This window comes from Actinomadura verrucosospora (genome assembly GCF_039540335.1).
Taxonomy (GTDB): domain Bacteria; phylum Actinomycetota; class Actinomycetes; order Streptosporangiales; family Streptosporangiaceae; genus Spirillospora; species Spirillospora verrucosospora.
Genome location: NZ_BAABEV010000027.1, coordinates 23,489 through 44,040, shown reverse-complemented (window position 1 = coordinate 44,040; position 20,552 = coordinate 23,489). Strand labels below are relative to the sequence as shown.

Sequence of the window (20,552 nt, the reverse complement as noted above, 5' to 3'; positions counted from 1 at the left end):
CCGCCCCCGCGGGGGGACGTCAGCCGCGGGACTCGCCGAGGCCGGCCTCGCGGGCCAGGACGATGGCCTGGGCGCGGTCGGCGACGTGCAGCTTCATGAAGATGTTCGAGACGTGGTTGCGGACGGTCTTCTGGCTGAGGTAGAGCGTCCCGGCGATCTCGGTGTTGCTGCGGCCCTGCGCGATCAGTTCGAGGACCTCCCGCTCCCGCTCGGTGAGCTGCGGGAACGCGGCCTGCCGCGGGTCGGGCATGTCGGTGAAGTAGGTGAGCACGCGGCGCGCGATCTCCGGGCCGTAGATGGCCTCGCCCGCCGCGACCGCCTTCACGGCGCGGGCGATCTCCTCCGCGCCCGACTCCTTCAGCAGGTAGCCGCGGGCGCCGGCGCGCATCGCCGCGAAGACCGAGTCGTCGTCGCGGAACATCGTCAGCACCAGCACGCCGATGCGCGGGCTGGTGCGGGTGATGGTGCGGGTCGCCTCGATGCCGTTGCCGCCGGGCATGTGCAGGTCCATGATGACCACGTCCGGCTGCAGCTCGGCCGCGAGCCGCACCGCGCCCGGGCCGTTCTCGGCCTCGCCGACGACCTCCACCCCGAGCGCCTGCAGCAGGCCCTTCAGCCCCTGCCGGAACACCGGGTGGTCGTCGGTGATGAGCACCCGGATGGTCTCGGTCATCGCCGCTCGTCTCTTCCGATGGAGGGACGATGGTACCCGGCGGCGATCCGCGCGGCGGCGAGCGGCAGGCGGACGGTGACGACGGTCCCGCCGCCGTTCCGGGACGCGATCGCGCAGCTGCCGCCGACCTCGGCGGCCCACTCCTTCATCGCGGCCAGACCGCGGCGCGGCCTCGGCTGGCCCCCGTTGCGGAGGGCGTCCGGCAGGCCGGGCCCGGTGTCGGCGACCATCAGGTGAAGGTCGGCGTCCCGGGTCAGCCTGACCGTCACGGTGCTCTCCGGGGCGTGCAGCCGGACGTTCGTCAGCGCCTCCTGCGCGATCCGGTACGCCGCGACCTCCACCGCGGCCGGCAGCCCCGCGGGCTCGCCGTCGAACCGGACGTCCACCCGCTCGCAGCAGCCGGCGGCGAACGACTCGATCGCGGCGACGAGGCCGAGGTCGTCCAGCGCGGGGGGCCGCAGCCCGTGCGCGAGGTCGCGGATCTCCCCGACGGCGTTCGCGAGCCGGTCCCGGACCTCGGCGAGCAGCGGGTCCATGCGCTCCGGCTCGCCGGCGAGGGTGATGCGGGCGGCGTCCAGCGACATCGCGAGGCTGGCGAGCGTCGGCCCGAGCCCGTCGTGCAGGTCGTGGCGCAGCCGGCGGCGCTCCTCCTCGCGGCTGGCGAGGATGCGCTCGCGGGAGCGCTGCAGGTCGGCGGTGAGACGGTGGAGGTAGGGGATGGTCGCGGCACGTGCCGCCACGGCCCCCGCTGTGAACGCGCCGGCCAGCACGGCGGCGCGTGCCAGTCCCGCTCGCATCCCGTCCCTCTCCCTCCGCCCCGCCATCGCGGGACTTCGCCGCCACCCTTTCCGGCGAGGCGACCCGGTGTCAGGTGACCAGTGTCCCGACCGCGGCGGGAAAACGCTCTCTGACCCCTCCCGCCGCGTGTCGCGGGCGCCGCGCACGACGCTGGCCAGGCCGATGCCCGCGGGCGGCGCGCCCCTCCGCGCGGCGCTCGCGGACGCGGTGCGAGGCGGCCCGGCCGCGGGACGGGCGCCCCCGGAGGCCGTTCCGGTCGACCGGATCAAGGTGATCTGCGTGGACGCGAGCGGTGCGGCGGGGGCCGCCGGAGCGGATCTCCCCGGCGCGACCGGCCGTCCTGGGCCGTCCACCCCGCGCGTCCCCGTAGAATCGTCAGCCGTGACACAGCCCAGCACTGAGCGCGGCCAGGGCGCCGCCGCGGACGTCGACCTTCCCACCCAGTACCGACCGGCCGATGTAGAGGGCCGGCTCTACGAGCGGTGGGTATCGGCGGGGCTGTTCACCGCCGATCCGGAGCGCGCGCCCGAGCGGCCGGCCTTCTCCATCGTGATCCCGCCGCCGAACGTGACCGGCTCGCTGCACATGGGCCACGCCCTCGACCACTCCATCCAGGACACCCTCGTCCGGCGCCGCCGGATGCAGGGCCACGAGGTGGCGTGGGTGCCCGGCATGGACCACGCGGGCATCGCCACGCAGAACGTGGTGGAGCGCGAGCTGGCCAAGGAGGGCCTGTCGCGGCACGACCTCGGGCGCGCCGACTTCGTCGAGCGGGTCTGGCAGTGGAAGGCCGAGTCCGGCGGCCGCATCCTCGGCCAGATGCGCCGCCTCGGCGACAGCGTCGACTGGACGCGCGAGGCGTTCACGATGGACGACGACCGCGCCCGCGCCGTCCGGACGATCTTCAAGCGGCTGTTCGACGACGGCCTGATCTACCGCGCCGAGCGCATCATCAACTGGTGCCCGCGCTGCCTGACGGCGCTGTCGGACATCGAGGTCGAGCACGAGGAGGTCGACGGCGAGCTGGTGTCGATCCGGTACGGGTCGGGCGACGACGAGATCGTCGTCGCGACCACCCGGGCGGAGACGATGCTCGGCGACACCGCCGTGGCCGTCCACCCGGAGGACGCCCGGTACGCGCACATGGTCGGGCGGGAGATCGAGCTCCCGCTGACCGGCCGCCGGATCCCCGTCGTCGCCGACGAGCACGTCGACCCCGCGTTCGGCACCGGCGCCGTCAAGGTGACCCCCGCGCACGACCCGAACGACTTCGAGATCGGCCGGCGGCATTCCCTGCCGTCCCTGTCGGTCATGGACGAGCGGGGCGTCGTCACCGCGCACGGCCCGTTCGCGGGGCTGGACCGGTTCGAGGCCCGCCCGGCGGTCGTGGCCGCGCTGCGCGAGCAGGGCCGGATCGTCAAGGAGGTCCGCCCCTACAAGCACTCGGTCGGGCACTGCCAGCGCTGCTCCACGGTCGTCGAGCCGCGCGTGTCGCTGCAGTGGTTCGTCAAGGTCGAGTCGCTGGCGCGGGCCGCGGGCGACGCCGTCCGCGACGGCCGCGTCAAGATCCACCCGCCGGAGATGGCGTCCCGCTACTTCGAGTGGGTCGACAACATGCACGACTGGTGCATCAGCCGCCAGCTGTGGTGGGGGCACCGGATCCCGGTCTGGTACGGGCCGGACGGCGAGGTCGTCTGCCCGGGGCCCGACGAGGAGCCGCCCGCCGGCTGGACGCAGGACTCCGACGTCCTCGACACGTGGTTCTCGTCCGCGCTGTGGCCGTTCTCCACGCTCGGCTGGCCGGACGAGACGCCCGACCTGAAGCGCTTCTACCCCACGTCCGTCCTGGTCACGGGCTACGACATCCTGTTCTTCTGGGTCGCCCGCATGATGATGTTCGGGCTGTACGCGATGGACGGCGTCCAGCCGTTCGACACCATCGCCCTGCACGGGATGGTCCGCGACCAGTTCGGCAAGAAGATGTCCAAGTCGTTCGGGAACGTCATCGACCCGCTCGACTGGATCGACGCCTACGGCGCCGACGCCACCCGCTTCACGCTGCTGCGCGGCGCGAACCCGGGCGGCGACGTCCCGGTGGCCGAGGAGTGGGCGCAGGGCTCGCGCAACTTCTGCAACAAGCTGTGGAACGCGACCCGGTTCGCGCTCATCAACGGTGCGCACACCCGCGGCGACATGCCCGCCGAGCTCTCCACGGTCGACGCCTGGGTGCTGTCCCGGCTGCACGCGGTGATCGCCGAGGTCGACGCGCACCTGGAGGCGTTCGACTTCGCGAAGGCGTGCGAGGCGCTCTACCACTTCGCGTGGGACGAGGTCTGCGACTGGTACGTGGAGCTGGCCAAGGTGCAGCTCGCCGACGAGCGCGCCGAGGCGACGCGCCGCGTGCTCGGCGAGGTCTTCGACAACCTGCTGCGGCTGCTGCACCCGGTCGTCCCGTTCGTCACCGAGGAGCTGTGGACGTCCCTGACGGGCGCGGAGACGGTCGTCACCGCGCCGTGGCCGGCCGCCGACCCGGCGCGGCGCGACGGCGGCGCCGAGGAGCTCGTCGGCTCCCTCCAGCGGATGGTGACCGAGGTGCGGCGGTTCCGCGCCGACCAGGGCCTCAAGCCCGGTCAGCGGGTCGCCGCGCGGATCGAGTGGAACGGCTCCGCCCTGCAGGGCCACGAGGACGGCATCCGTGCGCTGCTGCGCCTCACCGAGCCGGAGGACGGCTTCTCCTCGACGGCGTCCCTGCCGGTCGAGGACGTGAAGGTGCACCTCGACACCGCCGGGGTGATCGACGTCGCCGCCGAGCGAAAGCGGCTGGAGAAGGACCTGGCCGCCGCCCGCAAGGAGGTCGACCAGGCGCGGCGCAAGCTCGGCAACGAGGCGTTCATGGCGAAGGCGCCCGAGGCGGTCGTGGCGAAGAACCGCGACCGGCTCGCCCAGGCGGAGTCCGACATCGGCAGGCTGGAGTCGCAGCTGGCCGCGCTCCCGGCGGGCTGACCTCCGCGGGGGGCCGGCCCGGCCGCTCTTGACACGGGTGCTGACACGGCGATCCTTCGGCGCCGCGGCGCCTGCCGCAGTTACGATCCGGTAGGGCCCGTGGGCCTTTGCGGTAGTTGAACCATCAGGAGTGCAATGGCCGATTCACCACCTCGGTCCGGCACGCCGGACTCCCCGTCCGGCGACGATCTGGACGCGGCGCAGGTCATCGAGGACGGTCCCGGACCGGAGTCCGCCCCGGCGCCCTTCGGCGGCGCGCGCCCCTGGTGGTCGGTCGACATCGGCGACGGGACCGGCCCGCACGCGATGGTGAACGGCACCGGCCCGCACGCCATGCCGAGGAACGGCACCGGCCCTCACGCGATGCCCGTCTCGGCGAACGGGTCGGGAGCGATGCCGGTCGTGGGCACGGGCCCGCACGGCGTCCTGCGGGACGGCACCGGTCCGCTGCCGCCGGTGCCGGGCCCGCCGGCCGGGCCCGGCGGGCGCCTGCCGAAGCCGCTGCTGGTCGCGGGCGCCGTGGCGGTCGCCGGGGTGCTGCTCGTCGCGGGCGTGCTGGCGCTGCGGGCGGGCGGCGGCGCCGGCGACACCGGGGCGACGGCCGGTCCCGGGCCGTCCAAGAAGGTGGTCAAGGCGGGGCCGACGGCCGGGGGCCTGCACAAGGATCCGCTGACCTCGCCGCAGGCGAGCGTCGCGTACCCGTTCGTCGCGGGCGCGGTCGAGGCGGGCGGCGTCCCGGTGGCCGGGAGCGGCCTCGCCGTCTACACCGAGGAGCCGGTGCGCAAGGTCAACGTGCTGTTCGTGGGCGGGACGGGCCGGATCGGCGATCCCGCGGACTTTCTCCAGGAGACGCAGCCCACCACGTTCATCGCCGGGCAGGACGCCGACCCGGGGCGCAGAGGCGGCAAGGCGGTGTGCGGCACGTTCGCCGTCCTCGCCGAGACCCACACCTACTGCGCGTGGGCCACCAAGGACTCCTTCGGCGTCGTCGCGTCCAACAAGCCCACGGCGAACCCGCAGTTCCCCCTGATGGCCGACCTGATGCACCGCATCAGGAAGGACGTCGAGAAGCCGAAGTGACGTAGAGGCGCTCGGTGTCGGCGCCCACCGCGTCCAGGACGAGGCCGGTGAAGTAGACCGTGCCGAGGGCGACCACGCGGTGCCCGAGCGTCGCGAGCGACTCGGGCGTGATCGCGGCGGGCCCGACCACGTCCCACCGCGGCGGCAGGGCGCGGGTGAACCGCAGGTGCGGCAGCGCGAGCCGGACGAACGTCACGGGCAGCGCGCCCAGCGCGGCGACGGCGCCGTCCAGGTCCTTGTGGTCGGGGAGGCAGACCACGGCGTGGTCGACCGTCCCCCACGCCTCCCGGGCGGCGGCGAGGGCGGCGGCGACCCCGGTCCGGTCGATCGCCGAGTCGACCAGCACCCGGGTGGCCGACCCGGGCACGTCGTGCCACGACAGGCGGCCGGGCAGGACGATCGAGGACAGCACGTCCCGCACCGTCCCGGCGGGGGGCTCGGCCACGCCGGGGAGGCGGCGGGCGGCGACCACGCCGAGTTCGGCGGCCGCGCGTCCGAGACCGGCGGGGAGCAGGTCCCGGGGGAGTCCGCTGCCGCCGGGTCCGACGAACTCCACGGCGCCGAGGACGCCCGCGACCTCGGCCGACTGCGGCGCCGACAGGACGCGCGTCCGCGGCCCGGCGACGCCGAGCTTCTCCTCGGCGATCTCGGCCGGCGTGTCGCCGAGCACCCCGGCGTGCTCCCGGAAGACGGGCGTGATCGCGGCCACGTCCGGGGGGAACAGCGCGACCTCGTCCGACCGTCCGCCCATGCCCGCCTCCAGGACGAGCGCGTCCGCCCCGGCGCGGCGCGCGTGCAGGACGCCCGCGACCGTGAAGAGCCCCGACGGCGACAGGTAGCCGCCGGACGGCGGGGGGAGCGCGGCCACGGCCTCCGCGAGGACGTCCGCCAAGCGGGCGAGTTCCCCGGCGGAGACGGCGCGCCCGTCCACCCTGATGCGGTCGCGCTCGCTGCGCAGCCCGGGACTCGTGACCGTGCACACGCGCAGCCCGGCGGCCCCCAGGAACGCCGATGCGTAGGTCGCCGCCGTCCCCTTCCCCTTGGAACCGACGACGGTCAGGACGGGAACGCCCGGCGCGAGGAGGCCCAGTGCGTCCGCCAGGGCGCGGGCCCGCCCGACGTCGCGGGACTCGCCCGGGGCCCGCCGCTCCCACTCGCGGAAGAACACCTCCATCCCTCCAGTGTGGGCCCGGACGGAGGCGCGCCCGCCGCCGAGTAGGCTCTGTGACCGTGAGTCAGGTATCCGAGCCGTCCGATTACAGGGCCACCGTCGGCGCGATCATGGGGCGTGGGGTCGAGTGGGAGATCGACCCGACCCTCGACCGGATCGCCGACCTGGTCGACGTTCTGGGGGCGCCGCACCGCGCGTACCCGGTGATCCACATCGCCGGGACGAACGGCAAGTCCACCACGGCCCGGCTCGTCGAGGCGCTGCTGCGCGAGCGCGGTCTGCGCACCGGGCTCTACACCAGCCCCGAGCTGACGACGCTGCGCGAGCGCATCGCGATCGACGGGGAGCCGATCAGCGAGGAGCGGTTCGTCGAGGCGTTCAACGACGTGCTGCCCTACCTGCAGCTGGTCGACGACAAGCACGAGACCCGGCTGTCGTTCTTCGAGGTGCTCACCGCGATGGCCTTCGCGGCGTTCGCGGACGCGCCGGTCGACGTGGCGGTGGTGGAGGCCGGCATGGGCGGCGCCTGGGACGCCACGAACGTCGCCGACGGCGCCGTCGCGGTGATCACGCCGATCGGCCTGGACCACACCCGCTACCTGGGCGACACGCTGGAGCAGATCGCCGGGGAGAAGGCGGGCATCATCAAGCCGGGCGCGATCGCGGTGCTGGCGCAGCAGCCGGTCGAGGCCGCCGAGGTCCTGCTGCGGCGGGTCGTGGAGACCGGCGCGACGGCGGCGCGCGAGGGCGTCGAGTACGGCGTGCTCGGCCGGGACGTCGCCTTCGGAGGGCAGCAGATCTCGCTGCGCGGCCTGCACGGCGTCTACGACGAGATCTTCCTGCCGCTCTTCGGCGAGCACCAGGCGAGCAACGCCGCGACGGCCCTGGCCGCCGTGGAGGCGTTCGCCGGAGGAGCCCCCACCCGGGGCGAGCCGAACCTGGAGGCCGCGACCCGGATCGCGCCCGGCGAGTCCTTCCTCGGCGGAGAGGAGGGGCAGCTCGATCCGGCCCTGGTCCGCAGCGGCTTCGCCAAGTCGGCCTCGCCGGGCCGGCTGGAGGTCGCCCGGACGGGCCCGACCGTCCTGCTGGACTCGGCGCACAACCCCGCCGGGATGGCCGCGACCGTCGCCACGGTCACCGAGTCGTTCGGCTTCACCCGGCTCGCCGGGGTCCTCGCCATCGCCGCCGACAAGGACGTCGCCGGGGTCCTCGACCAGCTCGAACCCGTCCTGGCCGAACTGGTGGTGACCCGCAACTCCTCGGCGCGCTCGATGCCGCCCGAGGAGCTGGCCGAGATCGCCGAGGGAATCTTCGGCGCCGACCGCGTCCATGTCGTCCGGCGGCTGGACGACGCCATCGACCGGGCGATCGGCCTCGCCGAGGAGACCGGCGAGTACCGGGGCGCCGGCGTGCTGATCACCGGCTCGGTGGTCACGGCGGGCGAGGCCCGCACCCTGCTGCGCGTCGGTGAAGGCCGGTGACGGGCATGAGCGCGCGGACCGCCCCCAACCCGGCGCGGAGGCTGTTCGCCACCGTGCTGGCGTGCGAGGCCATCGTGATCGCGCTCGCGATCCCGGTGGCGGTGACGGTGCTGGACGTGGACGGGGCGACCGCCGGCGGCGTGTGCGGCGGGCTGGCCGTCGCGTGCGTCGCGCTGGCCGGTCTGCTGCGCTTCCCGTGGGCAGTGCCCGTCGGCACCGTCCTGCAGGTGCTGATCTTCGCGACCGGGTTCATGGTCCCGGCCATGTTCTTCCTCGGTGTCGTTTTCGGGGCCCTTTGGGGCACGGCCATTTGGCTGGGACGCAAGGTGGGGAGCGCTCCGCCGCGCTAGGTTCGCGGGGACGGCACCATTGCGTCCGCCGATTCCCGTGTAATTCCCTTATCGCATTATTTGGACAAACTTCCCTTCCGGGAAATGCGCGTGCGGCGGACGACGACGTCCTAAGGAGCACGCCGTGTCCTCCCACGCACGCGAACATCCGCCCGGCGACCTCGCCAGGACGCGTCCCGCCGGGGCTCCGGCGCGCCTCGCCGAAGGGGACGCCCGGCGGAGGCTCGCGACGCTCGGCGCGCTGCTGCTGACGTTCACCGCGCTGCCCGCGGCGGTCCTGGTGGTGCCCGACGCGTCCGGCGACATCGTCCCCGCCGCCGCGAGCGCCCTCGCGCTCGGCGACGCCGAGATCCCCGGGCTGCTGCGCGCCACCGGGCTGTCCCTGCCCGCCCTGCTGGTCACGGTGCCGCCCGCCGCCGTCGCCGCCCGCCGGCTCCCCGCGTGGGGCGTGCTCGCGGCAGGGCTCGCGGTGCTGCTCGCCGGGATCGGCGCCGCCGGCCTCGCCCGCTCGCTGCCCGACATCGGGACCGTCCGGGCCGTCCAGGGCGTCGGGGCGGGCCTCGTCCTGCCCGCGAGCCTCGTCCTGGTCTGGGAACGCCGGAACCGCGCCCTGACGGCCGCCTGGGCCGGAGCCCTCGCGGGCACGCTCATCCTCGCGATGCCGCTGGCGCTGAAGGCCGTCCCCGTGCCCGCCGACGGCGCCGCCGTCCCCGACTGGCGCGTCGCGCTCGCACCCTGCCCGCTGCTCGCCGTCGCCGCCGCCGGAGCCGCGCTCGCCCACCCCCTCCTGCGCGGACGCCGCCGCCGGAGATCGCCCGCGCTCCGGCGCGCCGAGCGCGGCCGGCTGCTCCTCGTGCTGGTCCCGGCGGGAGGCTTCGCCTTCCTCTCCGTCGTCGCCGCGCACGCCTGGTCGCCCGGCGCGCGGCTCCTCCTCGCCGGGCTCACGCTGCTCGCCCTGGCCGGCCTCGCCCTCACCGGCGGCCGGGACGCGGCCGCCGGCGGCCCGCCCGGCGGCGCGGTCGTCATGATCGCCGTAGGCCTGCTCCTCCAGCCCGTCGCGGGCCCGCTCGCCGGGCTGGCCGCCGCCGGGACGGGGGCCGGGGCCCCGCCGCTGCTCCCGTTCGCCGTGGCCGCCGCCGACGCCCTCGCGGCGGCGCTCGCGGCCACCCGCGCCGGGACGCGCGGCGCCCTCCGCACCGGCCACCTCCTCATGATCGCCGCCGTGCCGCTCGGCCTCGCGGGCGGCGCCCTCGGCCGCTGGGCGCTGCTCGCCCCCCTCGTCCCCCTGGGCGCCGGCGCGGGGCTCGCCCTCGCCGCCTCGCTCCGCGACGCGAAGATCGGCGCCGCGCTGTTCGGGCTGTCGCTGTGCTTCCCCGCGGTGCTGGCCGGGCAGCTGCTCGTCCTGTCGCTGCAGGCCGGGCGGCTGGAGCGGATCCGTCCGCTCACCGGCGCCCAGCATGTGCACGCGCTCCTGGAGGGCTACCGCATCTGGCTGGTCGTCGCCGGGGTGGCCGCCGTCCTGCTCGCCGGAGCCACCGCCCGCCTGTGCGCCCGACACGCCGCGGCACCGCGTCCCCGCGCCGCACGGCCCCCCGGGAATGCCGCCGCGGACCCCGGGGCCGGGTAGGATTCGCGCGCTTACCGAATCCGAAATCCTCTAGGAGAAACTGTCGTGTCCGAGCGCACTCTTGTCCTGGTCAAGCCCGACGGCGTTCGCCGCGGCGTCGTCGGCGAGGTCATCTCCCGGATCGAGCGCAAGGGCCTGAAGCTCGTCGCGCTGGAACTGCGCACCCTCGCCCGCGAGACCGCCGAGGCGCACTACGAGGAGCACAGCAGCAAGCCGTTCTTCGGCGAACTGGTCGACTTCATCACCGGCGGCCCCCTCGTCGCCATGGTCGTGGAGGGCCCGCGCGCCATCGAGGCGTTCCGCTCGCTCGCCGGCGCCACCGACCCGGTCAGCGCCACCCCCGGCACCATCCGCGGCGACTTCGCCCTGGAGATCGGCGAGAACATCGTCCACGGCTCCGACTCTCCCGACTCCGCCGCGCGCGAGATCAAGCTCTTCTTCCCCGAGGTGTAGTGGTGCGCTAGCTGTACTGCCCAGGGGGGCGACCCCCTGGAACCCCCGTTGCGAGCCGAGCGATCCTCACGCCACGGTGCTGGTTTCCGTGCCCGTGCGGGTTGTCGTCGTGGCGCTCCGGTCGCCCGGCTCGGCGGGTCGGGCGACCTCCAGGCGCCCAGAGCGCCTTCCGGCCGCCCGACCCGCGCCCCGGCTCAGGTCGACTCCGAGAGCGTCACGACGTGCACGTCCAAGAGCGTTGGACGTGGAAGGCTCGCGCCCTCCTGGACAAGGGATCTCGGCCGGGGCATGAGTGCGGCTGTGCACTCGGCTGAGGGTGGGTTGAAGCGGGCTTGGATGTTCCTCATCCGAAAAGCGGTCGGAGGGGGCCGGTCGTCGCTCGTCCCAGAATCGGCTTGTGGGCGAGTAAGGGCTGGCCCCGCGGCATCTCGGGCGCCTTCATGCGCCGGTAGATCCACGGCCCGGGGTTCGGCTTTTCTGCCGCCGCGCGAGCGGTGCTTCCAGACGAATCGAACCGTGTTGCGGCGTGGGGCTGTGTCGGGCCGGGGAAGACCCCCTAAGATCCTCGGATACCCGGTGGCGCCGGGTCTGCCGTGGGCGCCGCGCGTCTTTGGCCGACCGGCCGCCGGGTCAGTCCGCCGGGTTCTCTTTATGGAAAACCGGGCTGGTCAGGACGCGTTTTTTTCGCGACGCGCGGCGCGGGGGTGACTGCCCGCGGAGGTACGCGCACGTTACGATGGACGCGCCGCTATACACGCCCGTCAATCATGAAGGGCTCCCTTTCTTCATGGGTAACAAGCTGTCGTTTCTTGGCCGTGACATGGCGGTCGATCTCGGTACCGCCAACACCCTGGTGTACGTGCGCGGGCGTGGCATCGTCCTGAACGAACCCTCCGTGGTCGCGATCAATACCAATACCGGGAAGATCGTCGCGGTGGGCATCGAGGCGAAGCGGATGATCGGCCGCACACCGGGCAACATCGTCGCGGTCCGTCCGCTGAAGGACGGCGTCATCGCCGACTTCGACGTCACCGAACGGATGCTGCGCTACTTCATCCAGAAGGTGCACAAGCGCCGGCACTTCGCCAAGCCGCGGATCGTCGTGGCCGTGCCGAGCGGGATCACCGGGGTGGAGCAGCGCGCGGTGAAGGAGGCCGGCTACCAGGCCGGCGCCCGCCGCGTCTACATCATCGAGGAGCCGATGGCCGCCGCGATCGGCGCCGGGCTCCCCGTCTACGAGCCGACCGGCAACATGGTCGTCGACATCGGCGGCGGCACCACCGAGGTCGCGATCATCTCGCTCGGCGGGATCGTCACCAGCCAGTCGGTGCGCGTCGGCGGCGACGAGCTCGACCAGGCCGTGATCTCTTTCTCCAAGAAGGAGTACTCCCTGATGCTCGGGGAACGCACCGCGGAGGAGATCAAGATGGCGATCGGGTCGGCCTATCCCGGCGGCGACGACGAGCCGCACGCCGAGATCCGGGGCCGCGACCTCGTCAGCGGGCTGCCGAAGACCGTCGTGATCTCCGCCGAGGAGGTCAGGAGGGCGATCGAGGAACCGGTCAACGCCGTGGTGGACGCGGTGAAGACCACCCTCGACAAGTGCCCGCCCGAGCTCTCCGGCGACATCATGGACCGCGGCATCGCGCTCACCGGCGGCGGCGCTCTTCTGAAGAACCTCGACGAACGGCTCCGCGAGGAGACCGGGATGCCCATCCATCTGGTGGACAACCCGCTCGACTCGGTGGTGCTCGGCACGGGCAAGTGCGTCGAGGACTTCGAGTCGCTCAGGCAGGTGCTCGTGCCGGAGCCGCGGCACTGATTCGGACATGGCCGGCCAGGGACGCCAGGGGGCGTTCCCCGGGCGAGCCGATTCGGACATAGTCCGCCGAGGGGGACGCGGGGGCGTCCCCCCTCGTGAGGCACTGGGCTCCCGGCGGACCAGGGAACGGGAGGTCGGTGCGTGAAGGACACCCGGCGCACCCGCGTGGTCCTCGGCGCGTTGCTGGTCGTGGCGCTCGCGATGATCACCATTGACTACCGCGGCGGGCAGGACTCGCCGCTGAGCGGCCTGCGCGGCCTCGGCGCGACGGTGTTCGGCCCCGTGGAGCGGGCGTCGGCGTCCGTCGTCCGGCCGGTCGGCAACACCTTCGACGCCATCACCGACGCGCCCGGCGAGCGGCGCCGGGCCGACCGGCTCGTGCGGCAGAACCAGCGGCTGCGCGAGCAGCTGCGCTCCAGCCGCCTCGACCAGGACCGGTCCGCGCAGCTGCGCAGGCTGCTCGGCACCGCGGGAATGGGCGGCTACAAGATCCACGCCGCGCAGGTGATCTCGGCGGGGCAGGGCTTCGAGGACACCGTCACCATCGACGTCGGCAGCAGCAGCGGCATCCGGCCCGACATGACCGTGATGAGCGCCGACGGCCTCGTCGGCCGCGTCACCCGCGTCGGGCCCGCGACCGCCACCGTCCTGCTCGCCACCGACCAGACGTCCTCCATCGGCTCCCGGCTGGAGGAGTCCAAGGAGATCGGCATCACTCAGGGCCGGGGCCGCCGCGGGCTCGGCCGGGGCGGCGCGACGCCGCTGCGGTTCCAGCTGCTCGACGCCGCCGCCCCGATCCGGGTCGGCCAGCGGATCGTCACGCTCGGGTCGCAGGGGCAGAAGCCGTACGTTCCGGGCGTCCCGATCGGCGTGGTCGAGCGGATCGAGCGCTCCACCAGCGGGCTGACCCGCACCGCCTACGTCCGGCCGTTCGTGCGGTTCACCAGCCTGGACGTCGTCGCCGTCGTGGTCGCCCCGCCGAAGACCGACCCGCGGGACGCGGTGCTGCCGCCCAAGCCCCCGCCGCCCCCGACCCCGACGCCGACCGCGACGCCGTCGGCGAGCAAGAGCCCGAAGGCGAAGCCGCGCCACTCCAAGAGCCCGTCCACGAATCCGACCCGGGGGGACTGACGTGCTGAACCCGCCCGAGGCGTCGCCGGCCGGCCGCGCCGCGGTGACCGCCGTGGTGATCGTCGTGACGCTGATCCTGCAGGTGTCGGTGGCGAACCGGCTGCCGCTGCCCGGCGGCGTCCAGCCCGACCTGGTGCTGCTCGCCGTCGTCGCGCTCGCGCTCGTCGCGGGCTCCATGACCGGGATGGTGGCCGGGTTCCTCGCGGGCCTCGCCGCCGACATCATCCCGCCCGCCGACCACACCCTCGGCCGGTACGCGCTCGTCTACTGCCTCATCGGGTACCTGTGCGGCGTCGCGTCCGCCGAGATGGACCGCCAGTCCGCGGTGCCGTTCCTCGCCGTCGCCGCCGGCGCGCTCGCCGGGACCGTGGTGTACGCGGGCACCGGCATGATCCTCGGCGACCCGCGCGCCGAGTGGGCGACCGTGTCCAGCATGGTGCCGCTGCAGGTGCTGTACGACGTCATCGCGAGCCCGTTCGTGGTGTGGGCGGTGCTGCGCGTCACCCGCCGTTACGAACGCGGGGAGCGCGCCCGCGGCGACCGCCTGGCCGTGCCCGCCGCCCGCTACCGCGCGATGTCGGGGCGGAGCGGGACCCTGTGAACCCGAGGACCCACTTCCGCCTCGTCGTCCTGTACGTGCTCGTCGCCGCGCTGCTGCTCGTCCTGATCGGGCGGATGTGGGCGCTCCAGGTCCTGGAGGGCGCGCACTACCGGGCGGTCGCCGCGGAGAACCGCACCCGCGACATCGTCGTCCCCGCCACCCGCGGCATGATCTTGGACGACCGCGGCAGGCCGCTCGTGCGCAACCGCAGCGCCCTCGTCGTGTCGGTCGACCGCACCACGCTGTCGCGGCAGAAGGACGGCGGCCAGACCATCCTGAAGCGGCTGGCCGCCGTGCTCGGGACGTCCCAGGAGGAGATGACCAAGCGGATCCGGCTGTGCGGGCCCGGCATCAAGCGGCCGTGCTGGCCGGGCTCCCCCTACCAGCCGATCCCCGTCGAGGACCACGTCGACCCCAAGCGCGCCCTGCAGATCATGGAGCGGCAGGAGGACTTCCCCGGCATCACCGCGCAGGTCCAGGCCGTCCGCGACTACCCGCAGCCGGAGGGCGCGCGCCCCGCGCAGCTGCTCGGCTACCTCCAGCCCGTCACGCAGGAGGAGCTCGACAAGCGCAAGGGCCTCAAGGTCACCGGTTACAGCGGCGTCGACCTCGTCGGGCGCGACGGCCTCGAAGCGCAGTACGACTCGGCGCTCAGCGGCGAGCCCGGGTTCCGCAAGGTCCTGGTCGACAGCCAGGGCCGCGTCACCGGCACCGCGCAGGAGCAGCCCCCGACGGCCGGCGGCAACCTCGTCACCAGCATCGACGCCGGCGTGCAGGGCGCGGCGGAGAAGGCGCTCAAGAACGCGATCGACGGCGCCCGCAAGCAGGGCCGCCCCGCCGACGCCGGGGCCGCGGTCGTGATGGACGTGCGCACCGGCCGGATGATCGCGATGGCGAGCTACCCGACCTACGACCCCGGCATCTGGACCGGCGGCATCTCCCAGGACGAGTACGACGCGCTCCTCGGCAAGAAGCAGGGCGAGCCGCTGATCTCCCGGGTCACCCAGGGGCAGTTCGCGCCCGGCTCCACCTTCAAGATCTCCTCGGTGGCCGCCGCGGTGAAGGACGGCAACAGCCTGACCGGCACCTACGACTGCCCCGGCTCCTACAACGTCGGCAACCGCGCGTTCCGCAACTTCGAGGGCGAGGAGCTCGGGGCGATGTCGCTGCACACGGCGCTCGTCAAGTCCTGCGACACGATCTTCTACCGGTTCGCCTACCAGGAGTGGCAGCGCGACGGCGGGATGAAGCCGAAGAAGAACCCGTCGGACCCGATGGTGAAGATGGCCCGCGACTACGGGTTCGGGTCGCGCACCGGCGTCGACCTGCCCAGCGAGAGCGAGGGCCGCATCCCGGACCGCGGGTGGAAGAAGTCCTTCTGGGACGCCACCAAGGCCGCCAACTGCAAGGGCGCCAAGACGGGCTACCCGGAGGTCGCCAAGACCGACCCGGCCCGCGCCGCCTACCTGAAGGCCGTCGCTACGGAGAACTGCACCGAGGGCTACGTCTGGCGGCCCGGTGACGCGGCGAACTTCTCGGTCGGGCAGGGCGACGTCCTGGTGACGCCGCTGCAGCTCGTCCGCGCGTACGCGGCCATGGCGAACGGCGGGAAGCTGCTGACCCCGCGCCTCGGGGTCGCGGTCGTGCGCCCCGACGGCTCGATCGTCCGCCGGATCGACGCGCCGCCGCCGCGCCGGCTGCCCGTCGACGGCAAGGTGCTCAAGTACATCCGCGAGTCGCTCGCGGAGGTGACGAAGAGCGGCACGGCGTCCGGGGCGTTCACCGGCTTCGACTTCAAGCGCGTCGACGTCGGCGGCAAGACCGGTACCGCGGAGGTCTACGGCAAGCAGGACACGTCCTGGTTCGCCTCGTTCGGCCCGGTGGACAAGCCGCGCTTCGCGGTGGTCGCGATGGTCTCCCAGGGCGGGCAGGGCGCGCAGACGTCCGCGCCGGCCGTCCGGGAGATCTGGGAGGCCATGTACGGGACGAAGGACCGCAAGGCCATCCTCCAGGACGGGAGGCTCCCGTCCGAGCTGCCGCGGATGCCCGTCGAGGGGACCGCGCCATGATCACCGACTCCGGGGTCGGCAGCGTCGACGCCTACGCCGCGCACCGGTCGTGGACCAGCCGGCTCGCCGGTCTGCGCAGGCTCGACCTGCCGATGCTGCTGGCCGTGCTGGCGCTGTCGGCGGTGGGCGCGCTGCTGGTGCGCTCGGCCACCTTCCACCTGCTGACCGAGCAGGGCAAGGACCCCGAGGGCTTCCTCAAGCGGCACATCCTGAATCTGATCATCGGCTTCCTGCTTGGCGGCCTCGTCACCGTCCTCGACTACCGGCTCCTGCGCGCCTACGTCCCCATCCTGTACGGGCTGGCGTGCGTGGGGCTGCTGGCCGTGCTGACCCCGCTCGGCTCGACGATCAACGGCTCGCACTCGTGGATCGTGGTCGGCGGCGGGTTCCAGGTGCAGCCGTCGGAGTTCGCCAAGGTCGGGCTCGTGGTGCTGCTGGCGATGATCCTCGGAGAGCCGCGCGACGGGGAGATCGGCCCCGGCCGGCGGGACGTGCTGCTCGCGCTCGTGCTCGCCGGGGTGCCCGGCGTGCTGATCATGCTGCAGCCCGACCTCGGCACCACGCTGGTGTTCATCGCGGTCGTGCTCGGCATGCTGGCGATCTCCGGGGCCCAGAAGCGCTGGCTCGTCGGGCTGGTCGGCGGGGGCGTCGCCGCGGGCGCCGCCGTGTACTTCTTCGGGCTGCTGAAGGCCTACCAGATCGCCCGGTTCACCGCGTTCCTGAACCCCGAGGCCGACCCGCGCGGCGCCGGCTACAACGCCCAGCAGGCCCGCATCGCGATCGGGTCGGGCGGGGCGTTCGGCAAGGGCCTGTTCCACGGCGAGCAGACGGGCGGCCACTTCGTCCCGGAGCAGCAGACCGACTTCATCTTCACGGTGGCGGGGGAGGAGCTCGGCTTCGTCGGCGCGGCCGTGATCATCGCCCTGCTCGGCGTGGTGCTGTGGCGCGGGCTGCGCATCGCCACCCAGGCCGCCGACCTGTTCGGGACGCTCGTCGCCACCGGGGTCGTGTGCTGGCTGGGGTTCCAGACGTTCGAGAACGTCGGGATGACGATCGGGATCATGCCGATCACCGGGCTGCCGCTGCCGTTCGTGTCCTACGGCGGGTCGGCGACCTTCGCGAACATGATCGCCTTCGGCCTGCTGCAGGCCGTCCACGTGCGCCGCCGCCCGTTCGATTAGCGACCGGCGACCGCGTAGGCTGGACGTTCATCCCACGTCCCCTGCACGGAGGGTTCCGTCATGCCGGTCGAGTCGCTCTTCCCACGCCTGGAGCCGCTGCTCCCGAGCGTGCAGAAGCCGATTCAGTACGTTGGCGGCGAGCTGAACTCCCAGCTCAAGGACTGGGACGAGGCCACCGTCCGATGGGCGCTGATGTACCCGGACGCCTACGAGGTGGGGCTCCCCAACCAGGGCGTCCAGATCCTCTACGAGATCCTCAACGAGCGCGACGGCGTGCTCGCCGAGCGGACGTACTCGGTGTGGCCCGACATGGAGGCCGTCATGCGGGAGCACGGCATCCCGCAGTTCACCGTCGACGCGCACCGGCCGGTCGCCGCCTTCGACGTGTTCGGCGTGTCGTTCTCCACCGAACTCGGCTACACCAACCTGCTGACGGCGCTCGACCTCGCGGGCATCCCGCTGGAGGCCGCCGACCGCACCGGCGACCACCCGATCGTGATCGCCGGCGGGCACGCCGCGTTCAACCCCGAGCCGATCGCCGACTTCGTCGACGCCGCCGTCCTCGGCGACGGCGAGGAGATCGCGCTCGCCATCACCGAGGTCGTCCGCGAGTGGAAGGCCGAGGGCGAGCCCGGCGGACGGGACGGGCTCCTGCTGCGCCTCGCCGCGTCCGGCGGCGTGTACGTCCCGCGCTTCTACGACGTGACCTACCTGCCCGACGGCCGCATCCAGCGGGTCGCGCCGAACCGTCCGGGCGTGCCGTGGCGGATCGAGAAGCACACCGTCATGGACCTCGACCAGTGGCCGTACCCGAAGAAGCCGCTGGTCCCGCTCGCCGAGACCGTGCACGAGCGGTTCAGCGTGGAGATCTTCCGCGGCTGCACCCGCGGCTGCCGGTTCTGCCAGGCCGGAATGATCACCCGCCCGGTGCGGGAGCGGTCGATCACCACGATCGGCGACATGGTGGAGCAGGGGCTCAAGGAGTCCGGCTTCCAGGAGGTCGGGCTGCTCAGCCTGTCCAGCGCCGACCACAGCGAGATCGGCGACGTCGCCAAGGGCCTCGCCGACCGCTACGAGGGCACCAACACCTCGCTGTCGCTGCCGTCCACGCGGGTCGACGCCTTCAACATCACGCTCGCCAACGAGTTCTCCCGCGGCGGCCGGCGCTCCGGCCTGACGTTCGCGCCGGAGGGCGGCTCCGAGCGGATGCGCAAGGTGATCAACAAGATGGTCAGCGAGGACGACCTGATCCGCACCGTCACCACCGCCTACGAGAACGGCTGGCGGCAGGTCAAGCTGTACTTCATGTGCGGCCTGCCCACCGAGGAGGACGAGGACGTCCTCGCCATCGCCGACATGGCCAGGCGGGTCATCCAGGCCGGCCGCGACGCGACGGGCCGCAGGGACATCCGCTGCACCGTGTCCATCGGCGGGTTCGTGCCGAAGCCGCACACCCCGTTCCAGTGGGCGGCGCAGTGCGACCACGAGACCGTCGACCGCCGCCTGCGCGCCCTCAAGGACGCCCTGCGCGGCGACAAGGAGTACGGGCGCGCCATCGGCCTGCGCTACCACGACGGCCAGCCGTCGATCGTCGAGGGCCTGCTGTCGCGGGGCGACCGGCGCGTCGGCAAGGTCATCCGCGCCGTCTGGGAGGACGGCGGCCGCTTCGACGGGTGGAGCGAGCACTTCTCCTACGAGCGCTGGACGGCCTGCGCCGAGAAGGCCCTGGCCGGGGAGCCCGTCGACCTCGCCTGGTACACCGTCCGGGAGCGCGACGAGGTCGAGGTGCTGCCCTGGGACCACCTCGACGCGGGGCTCGACCGCGAGTGGCTCTGGCAGGACTGGCAGGACGCCGTCGACGAGACCGAGGTCGAGGACTGCCGCTGGACGCCGTGCTACGACTGCGGCGTCTGCCCCACGATGGGCACCGAGATCCAGATCGGCCCGACCGGCCGGAAGTTGCTCCCGCTGAACGTGGTCTGACGGGATTCGACCGCGTCGTCCCTTGAGCTGCAAGGGTTCCGGGCTTACGGGGGCGGTGCCTGGCCGAACCGGGTCGCGGGCCCCGTACTCTATAGGGAGACCTGTATTTCGACTCGACACGAGTAGGAAGGACCAGAACCCTGGCACCCATGCCGGAGGGTCCGGCACCGGCCCCCGTGACCCAGCGCCTGCGCGTCCGCTACGCCAAGCGGGGCAGGCTGCGGTTCACGAGCCACCGCGACATTTCCCGGGCCGTGGAACGCGCCGTGCGGCGCGCCGGGATCCCCGTCGCGTTCAGCGCCGGATTCACCCCCCACCCGAAGATCTCGTATGCGGGTGCGGCGGCGACAGGGGTGGCCAGTGAGGCCGAATACCTCGAACTCGGGCTCACCGAGACCCGCGACCCTGCGCGGGTGCGAGCCGATCTCGACGCGGCCCTGCCTCCCGGACTCGACGTCCTGGACGTCGTGCCGGTAAGGGCGGGCCACGGCGACGCCCCGGTGAAGCCGGGCGCGTTCACCGATCGGCTCGAGGCGTCCGAATGGCGGATCCGGCTGGACGGTGTCGCCGAAGGCGACGCCGCCGCGGCCGTGGCCGCCTTCATGGCCGCCGAGAACATCGAGGTGGAACGCCTCACGAAGAAGGGACGGCGCCGTTTCGACGTGCGCGCCGCCGTGTCCGCCTGCGAGCTGGACCGGCGTGCCGCCGAGACGGCGGATGCCCCTTGTGCGATACTTCGAATGGTTGTTCGGCATTCCACACCCGCCGTTCGACCCGACGACATCCTCACCGGACTGCGCCAGGTCGCCGACCTCGCGCCGCCGTCACCGCCGCTGGTGACCAGGCTGGCGCAGGGGCCCCTCGACGCGGAAACCGGTGGCCTCGCGGATCCCCTGGATCCCGACCGGGAGACCGGCCTACCGCCCGGCGACGACGCCGGGACGGCCCGCGGCCTTGAGCGGCCGCGGTCCGGGGACGCCGCGAGCGTGGATGCCGTCAGCGCCTGACCGTGGGACCGAAGCCGTGGAGGCACGGAACCGGCCCCGCAGGGTACGGAAGGCGCACCCCCGACGACTTCGTCGTCATGGCCGGACCACCGTCCGGCGGTGACGGCACCGACTGACGAGGT

General features: G+C 73.4%; 16 protein-coding genes. 13 read left to right on the top strand and 3 right to left on the bottom strand.

Features of this window, described 5'->3' with window-relative positions:
* Window positions 1–19 precede the first annotated feature (19 nt).
* Together ABD944_RS26115 and ABD944_RS26110 are read right to left on the bottom strand one after the other, a co-directional pair.
* Window positions 20–673 (bottom strand): response regulator transcription factor, encoded by a 654-nt coding sequence (locus ABD944_RS26115; RefSeq protein ID WP_179836648.1) that lies wholly within the window; start codon window positions 671–673, stop codon window positions 20–22.
* Window positions 670–1,470 carry a sensor histidine kinase gene (locus tag ABD944_RS26110; protein WP_345180858.1) on the bottom strand — a complete coding sequence of 267 codons (801 nt, stop codon included), beginning with the start codon at window positions 1,468–1,470 and terminating at the stop codon, window positions 670–672. Before ABD944_RS26110 ends, ABD944_RS26115 begins: the two co-directional genes overlap by 4 nt.
* 382 nt (window positions 1,471–1,852) lie before the next feature.
* On the opposite strand from ABD944_RS26110, the gene ABD944_RS26105 reads away from it, so the two are divergent.
* The gene (locus ABD944_RS26105) at window positions 1,853–4,474 is read left to right on the top strand and encodes a valine--tRNA ligase (protein WP_345180856.1); all 2,622 of its coding nucleotides are present in this window, start codon (window positions 1,853–1,855) and stop codon (window positions 4,472–4,474) included.
* Window positions 4,475–4,609: 135 nt separating this feature from the next.
* Complete coding sequence (locus ABD944_RS26100) at window positions 4,610–5,554, top strand: hypothetical protein (protein ID WP_345180854.1); 945 nt, start codon at window positions 4,610–4,612, stop codon at window positions 5,552–5,554.
* Here ABD944_RS26100 and ABD944_RS26095 read toward each other — a convergent pair.
* On the bottom strand, window positions 5,526–6,728 hold the full coding sequence (locus ABD944_RS26095; protein ID WP_345180852.1) for a folylpolyglutamate synthase/dihydrofolate synthase family protein: 1,203 nt from the start codon (window positions 6,726–6,728) through the stop codon (window positions 5,526–5,528). The two genes, ABD944_RS26100 and ABD944_RS26095, sit on opposite strands and share 29 nt — an antisense overlap.
* Window positions 6,729–6,835: 107 nt before the next feature.
* On the opposite strand from ABD944_RS26095, the gene ABD944_RS26090 reads away from it, so the two are divergent.
* From ABD944_RS26090 to ABD944_RS26040, 11 genes are all read left to right on the top strand, one after another.
* Window positions 6,836–8,206, top strand: a complete 1,371-nt coding sequence (locus ABD944_RS26090) for a bifunctional folylpolyglutamate synthase/dihydrofolate synthase (protein ID WP_345180995.1) — start codon at window positions 6,836–6,838, stop codon at window positions 8,204–8,206.
* 5 nt (window positions 8,207–8,211) lie between these two features.
* On the top strand, window positions 8,212–8,556 hold the full coding sequence (locus ABD944_RS26085; RefSeq protein WP_345180850.1) for a DUF4233 domain-containing protein: 345 nt from the start codon (window positions 8,212–8,214) through the stop codon (window positions 8,554–8,556).
* A 124-nt stretch (window positions 8,557–8,680) separates the two neighbouring features.
* Entirely contained in the window at window positions 8,681–10,183 is a 1,503-nt protein-coding gene (locus ABD944_RS26080) for a hypothetical protein (protein WP_345180848.1), read from the top strand.
* 45 nt (window positions 10,184–10,228) lie between these two features.
* Window positions 10,229–10,636: a nucleoside-diphosphate kinase gene (gene ndk / locus ABD944_RS26075; RefSeq protein WP_345180845.1), complete on the top strand. Its 408-nt coding sequence runs from the start codon at window positions 10,229–10,231 to the stop codon at window positions 10,634–10,636.
* A 787-nt stretch (window positions 10,637–11,423) separates the two neighbouring features.
* Window positions 11,424–12,458, top strand: coding sequence for a rod shape-determining protein (locus tag ABD944_RS26070; protein WP_185026548.1), 1,035 nt, complete (start codon window positions 11,424–11,426; stop codon window positions 12,456–12,458).
* 141 nt (window positions 12,459–12,599) lie between these two features.
* On the top strand, window positions 12,600–13,589 hold the full coding sequence (mreC, locus tag ABD944_RS26065; RefSeq protein WP_345180843.1) for a rod shape-determining protein MreC: 990 nt from the start codon (window positions 12,600–12,602) through the stop codon (window positions 13,587–13,589).
* Between the two features lies 1 nt (window position 13,590).
* Entirely contained in the window at window positions 13,591–14,190 is a 600-nt protein-coding gene (mreD, locus tag ABD944_RS26060) for a rod shape-determining protein MreD (protein ID WP_345180841.1), read from the top strand.
* On the top strand, window positions 14,187–16,259 hold the full coding sequence (gene mrdA, locus ABD944_RS26055; protein WP_345180839.1) for a penicillin-binding protein 2: 2,073 nt from the start codon (window positions 14,187–14,189) through the stop codon (window positions 16,257–16,259). The genes mreD and mrdA overlap by 4 nt, the downstream gene beginning before the upstream one ends.
* A complete protein-coding gene (gene rodA / locus ABD944_RS26050; RefSeq protein WP_345180836.1) occupies window positions 16,256–17,440 on the top strand; it encodes a rod shape-determining protein RodA in 1,185 nt (394 codons plus the stop codon). The genes mrdA and rodA overlap by 4 nt, the downstream gene beginning before the upstream one ends.
* Before the next feature lie 60 nt (window positions 17,441–17,500).
* Window positions 17,501–19,423, top strand: coding sequence for a TIGR03960 family B12-binding radical SAM protein (locus tag ABD944_RS26045; protein ID WP_345180834.1), 1,923 nt, complete (start codon window positions 17,501–17,503; stop codon window positions 19,421–19,423).
* A 149-nt stretch (window positions 19,424–19,572) separates the two neighbouring features.
* Window positions 19,573–20,430: a TIGR03936 family radical SAM-associated protein gene (locus ABD944_RS26040; RefSeq protein WP_345180832.1), complete on the top strand. Its 858-nt coding sequence runs from the start codon at window positions 19,573–19,575 to the stop codon at window positions 20,428–20,430.
* The last annotated feature ends 122 nt before the right edge of the window (window positions 20,431–20,552 follow it).

Coding starts and splice junctions, on each gene's coding strand:
- ABD944_RS26115 (WP_179836648.1), bottom strand. CDS start 673: ATGACCGAGACCATCCGGGTGCTCATCACCGACGACCACCCGGTGTTC.
- ABD944_RS26110 (WP_345180858.1), bottom strand. CDS start 1,470: ATGCGAGCGGGACTGGCACGCGCCGCCGTGCTGGCCGGCGCGTTCACA.
- ABD944_RS26100 (WP_345180854.1), top strand. CDS start 4,610: ATGGCCGATTCACCACCTCGGTCCGGCACGCCGGACTCCCCGTCCGGC.
- ABD944_RS26095 (WP_345180852.1), bottom strand. CDS start 6,728: ATGGAGGTGTTCTTCCGCGAGTGGGAGCGGCGGGCCCCGGGCGAGTCC.
- ABD944_RS26090 (WP_345180995.1), top strand. CDS start 6,836: ATGGGGCGTGGGGTCGAGTGGGAGATCGACCCGACCCTCGACCGGATC.
- ABD944_RS26085 (WP_345180850.1), top strand. CDS start 8,212: ATGAGCGCGCGGACCGCCCCCAACCCGGCGCGGAGGCTGTTCGCCACC.
- ABD944_RS26070 (WP_185026548.1), top strand. CDS start 11,424: ATGGGTAACAAGCTGTCGTTTCTTGGCCGTGACATGGCGGTCGATCTC.
- rodA (WP_345180836.1), top strand. CDS start 16,256: ATGATCACCGACTCCGGGGTCGGCAGCGTCGACGCCTACGCCGCGCAC.
- ABD944_RS26045 (WP_345180834.1), top strand. CDS start 17,501: ATGCCGGTCGAGTCGCTCTTCCCACGCCTGGAGCCGCTGCTCCCGAGC.
- ABD944_RS26040 (WP_345180832.1), top strand. CDS start 19,573: ATGCCGGAGGGTCCGGCACCGGCCCCCGTGACCCAGCGCCTGCGCGTC.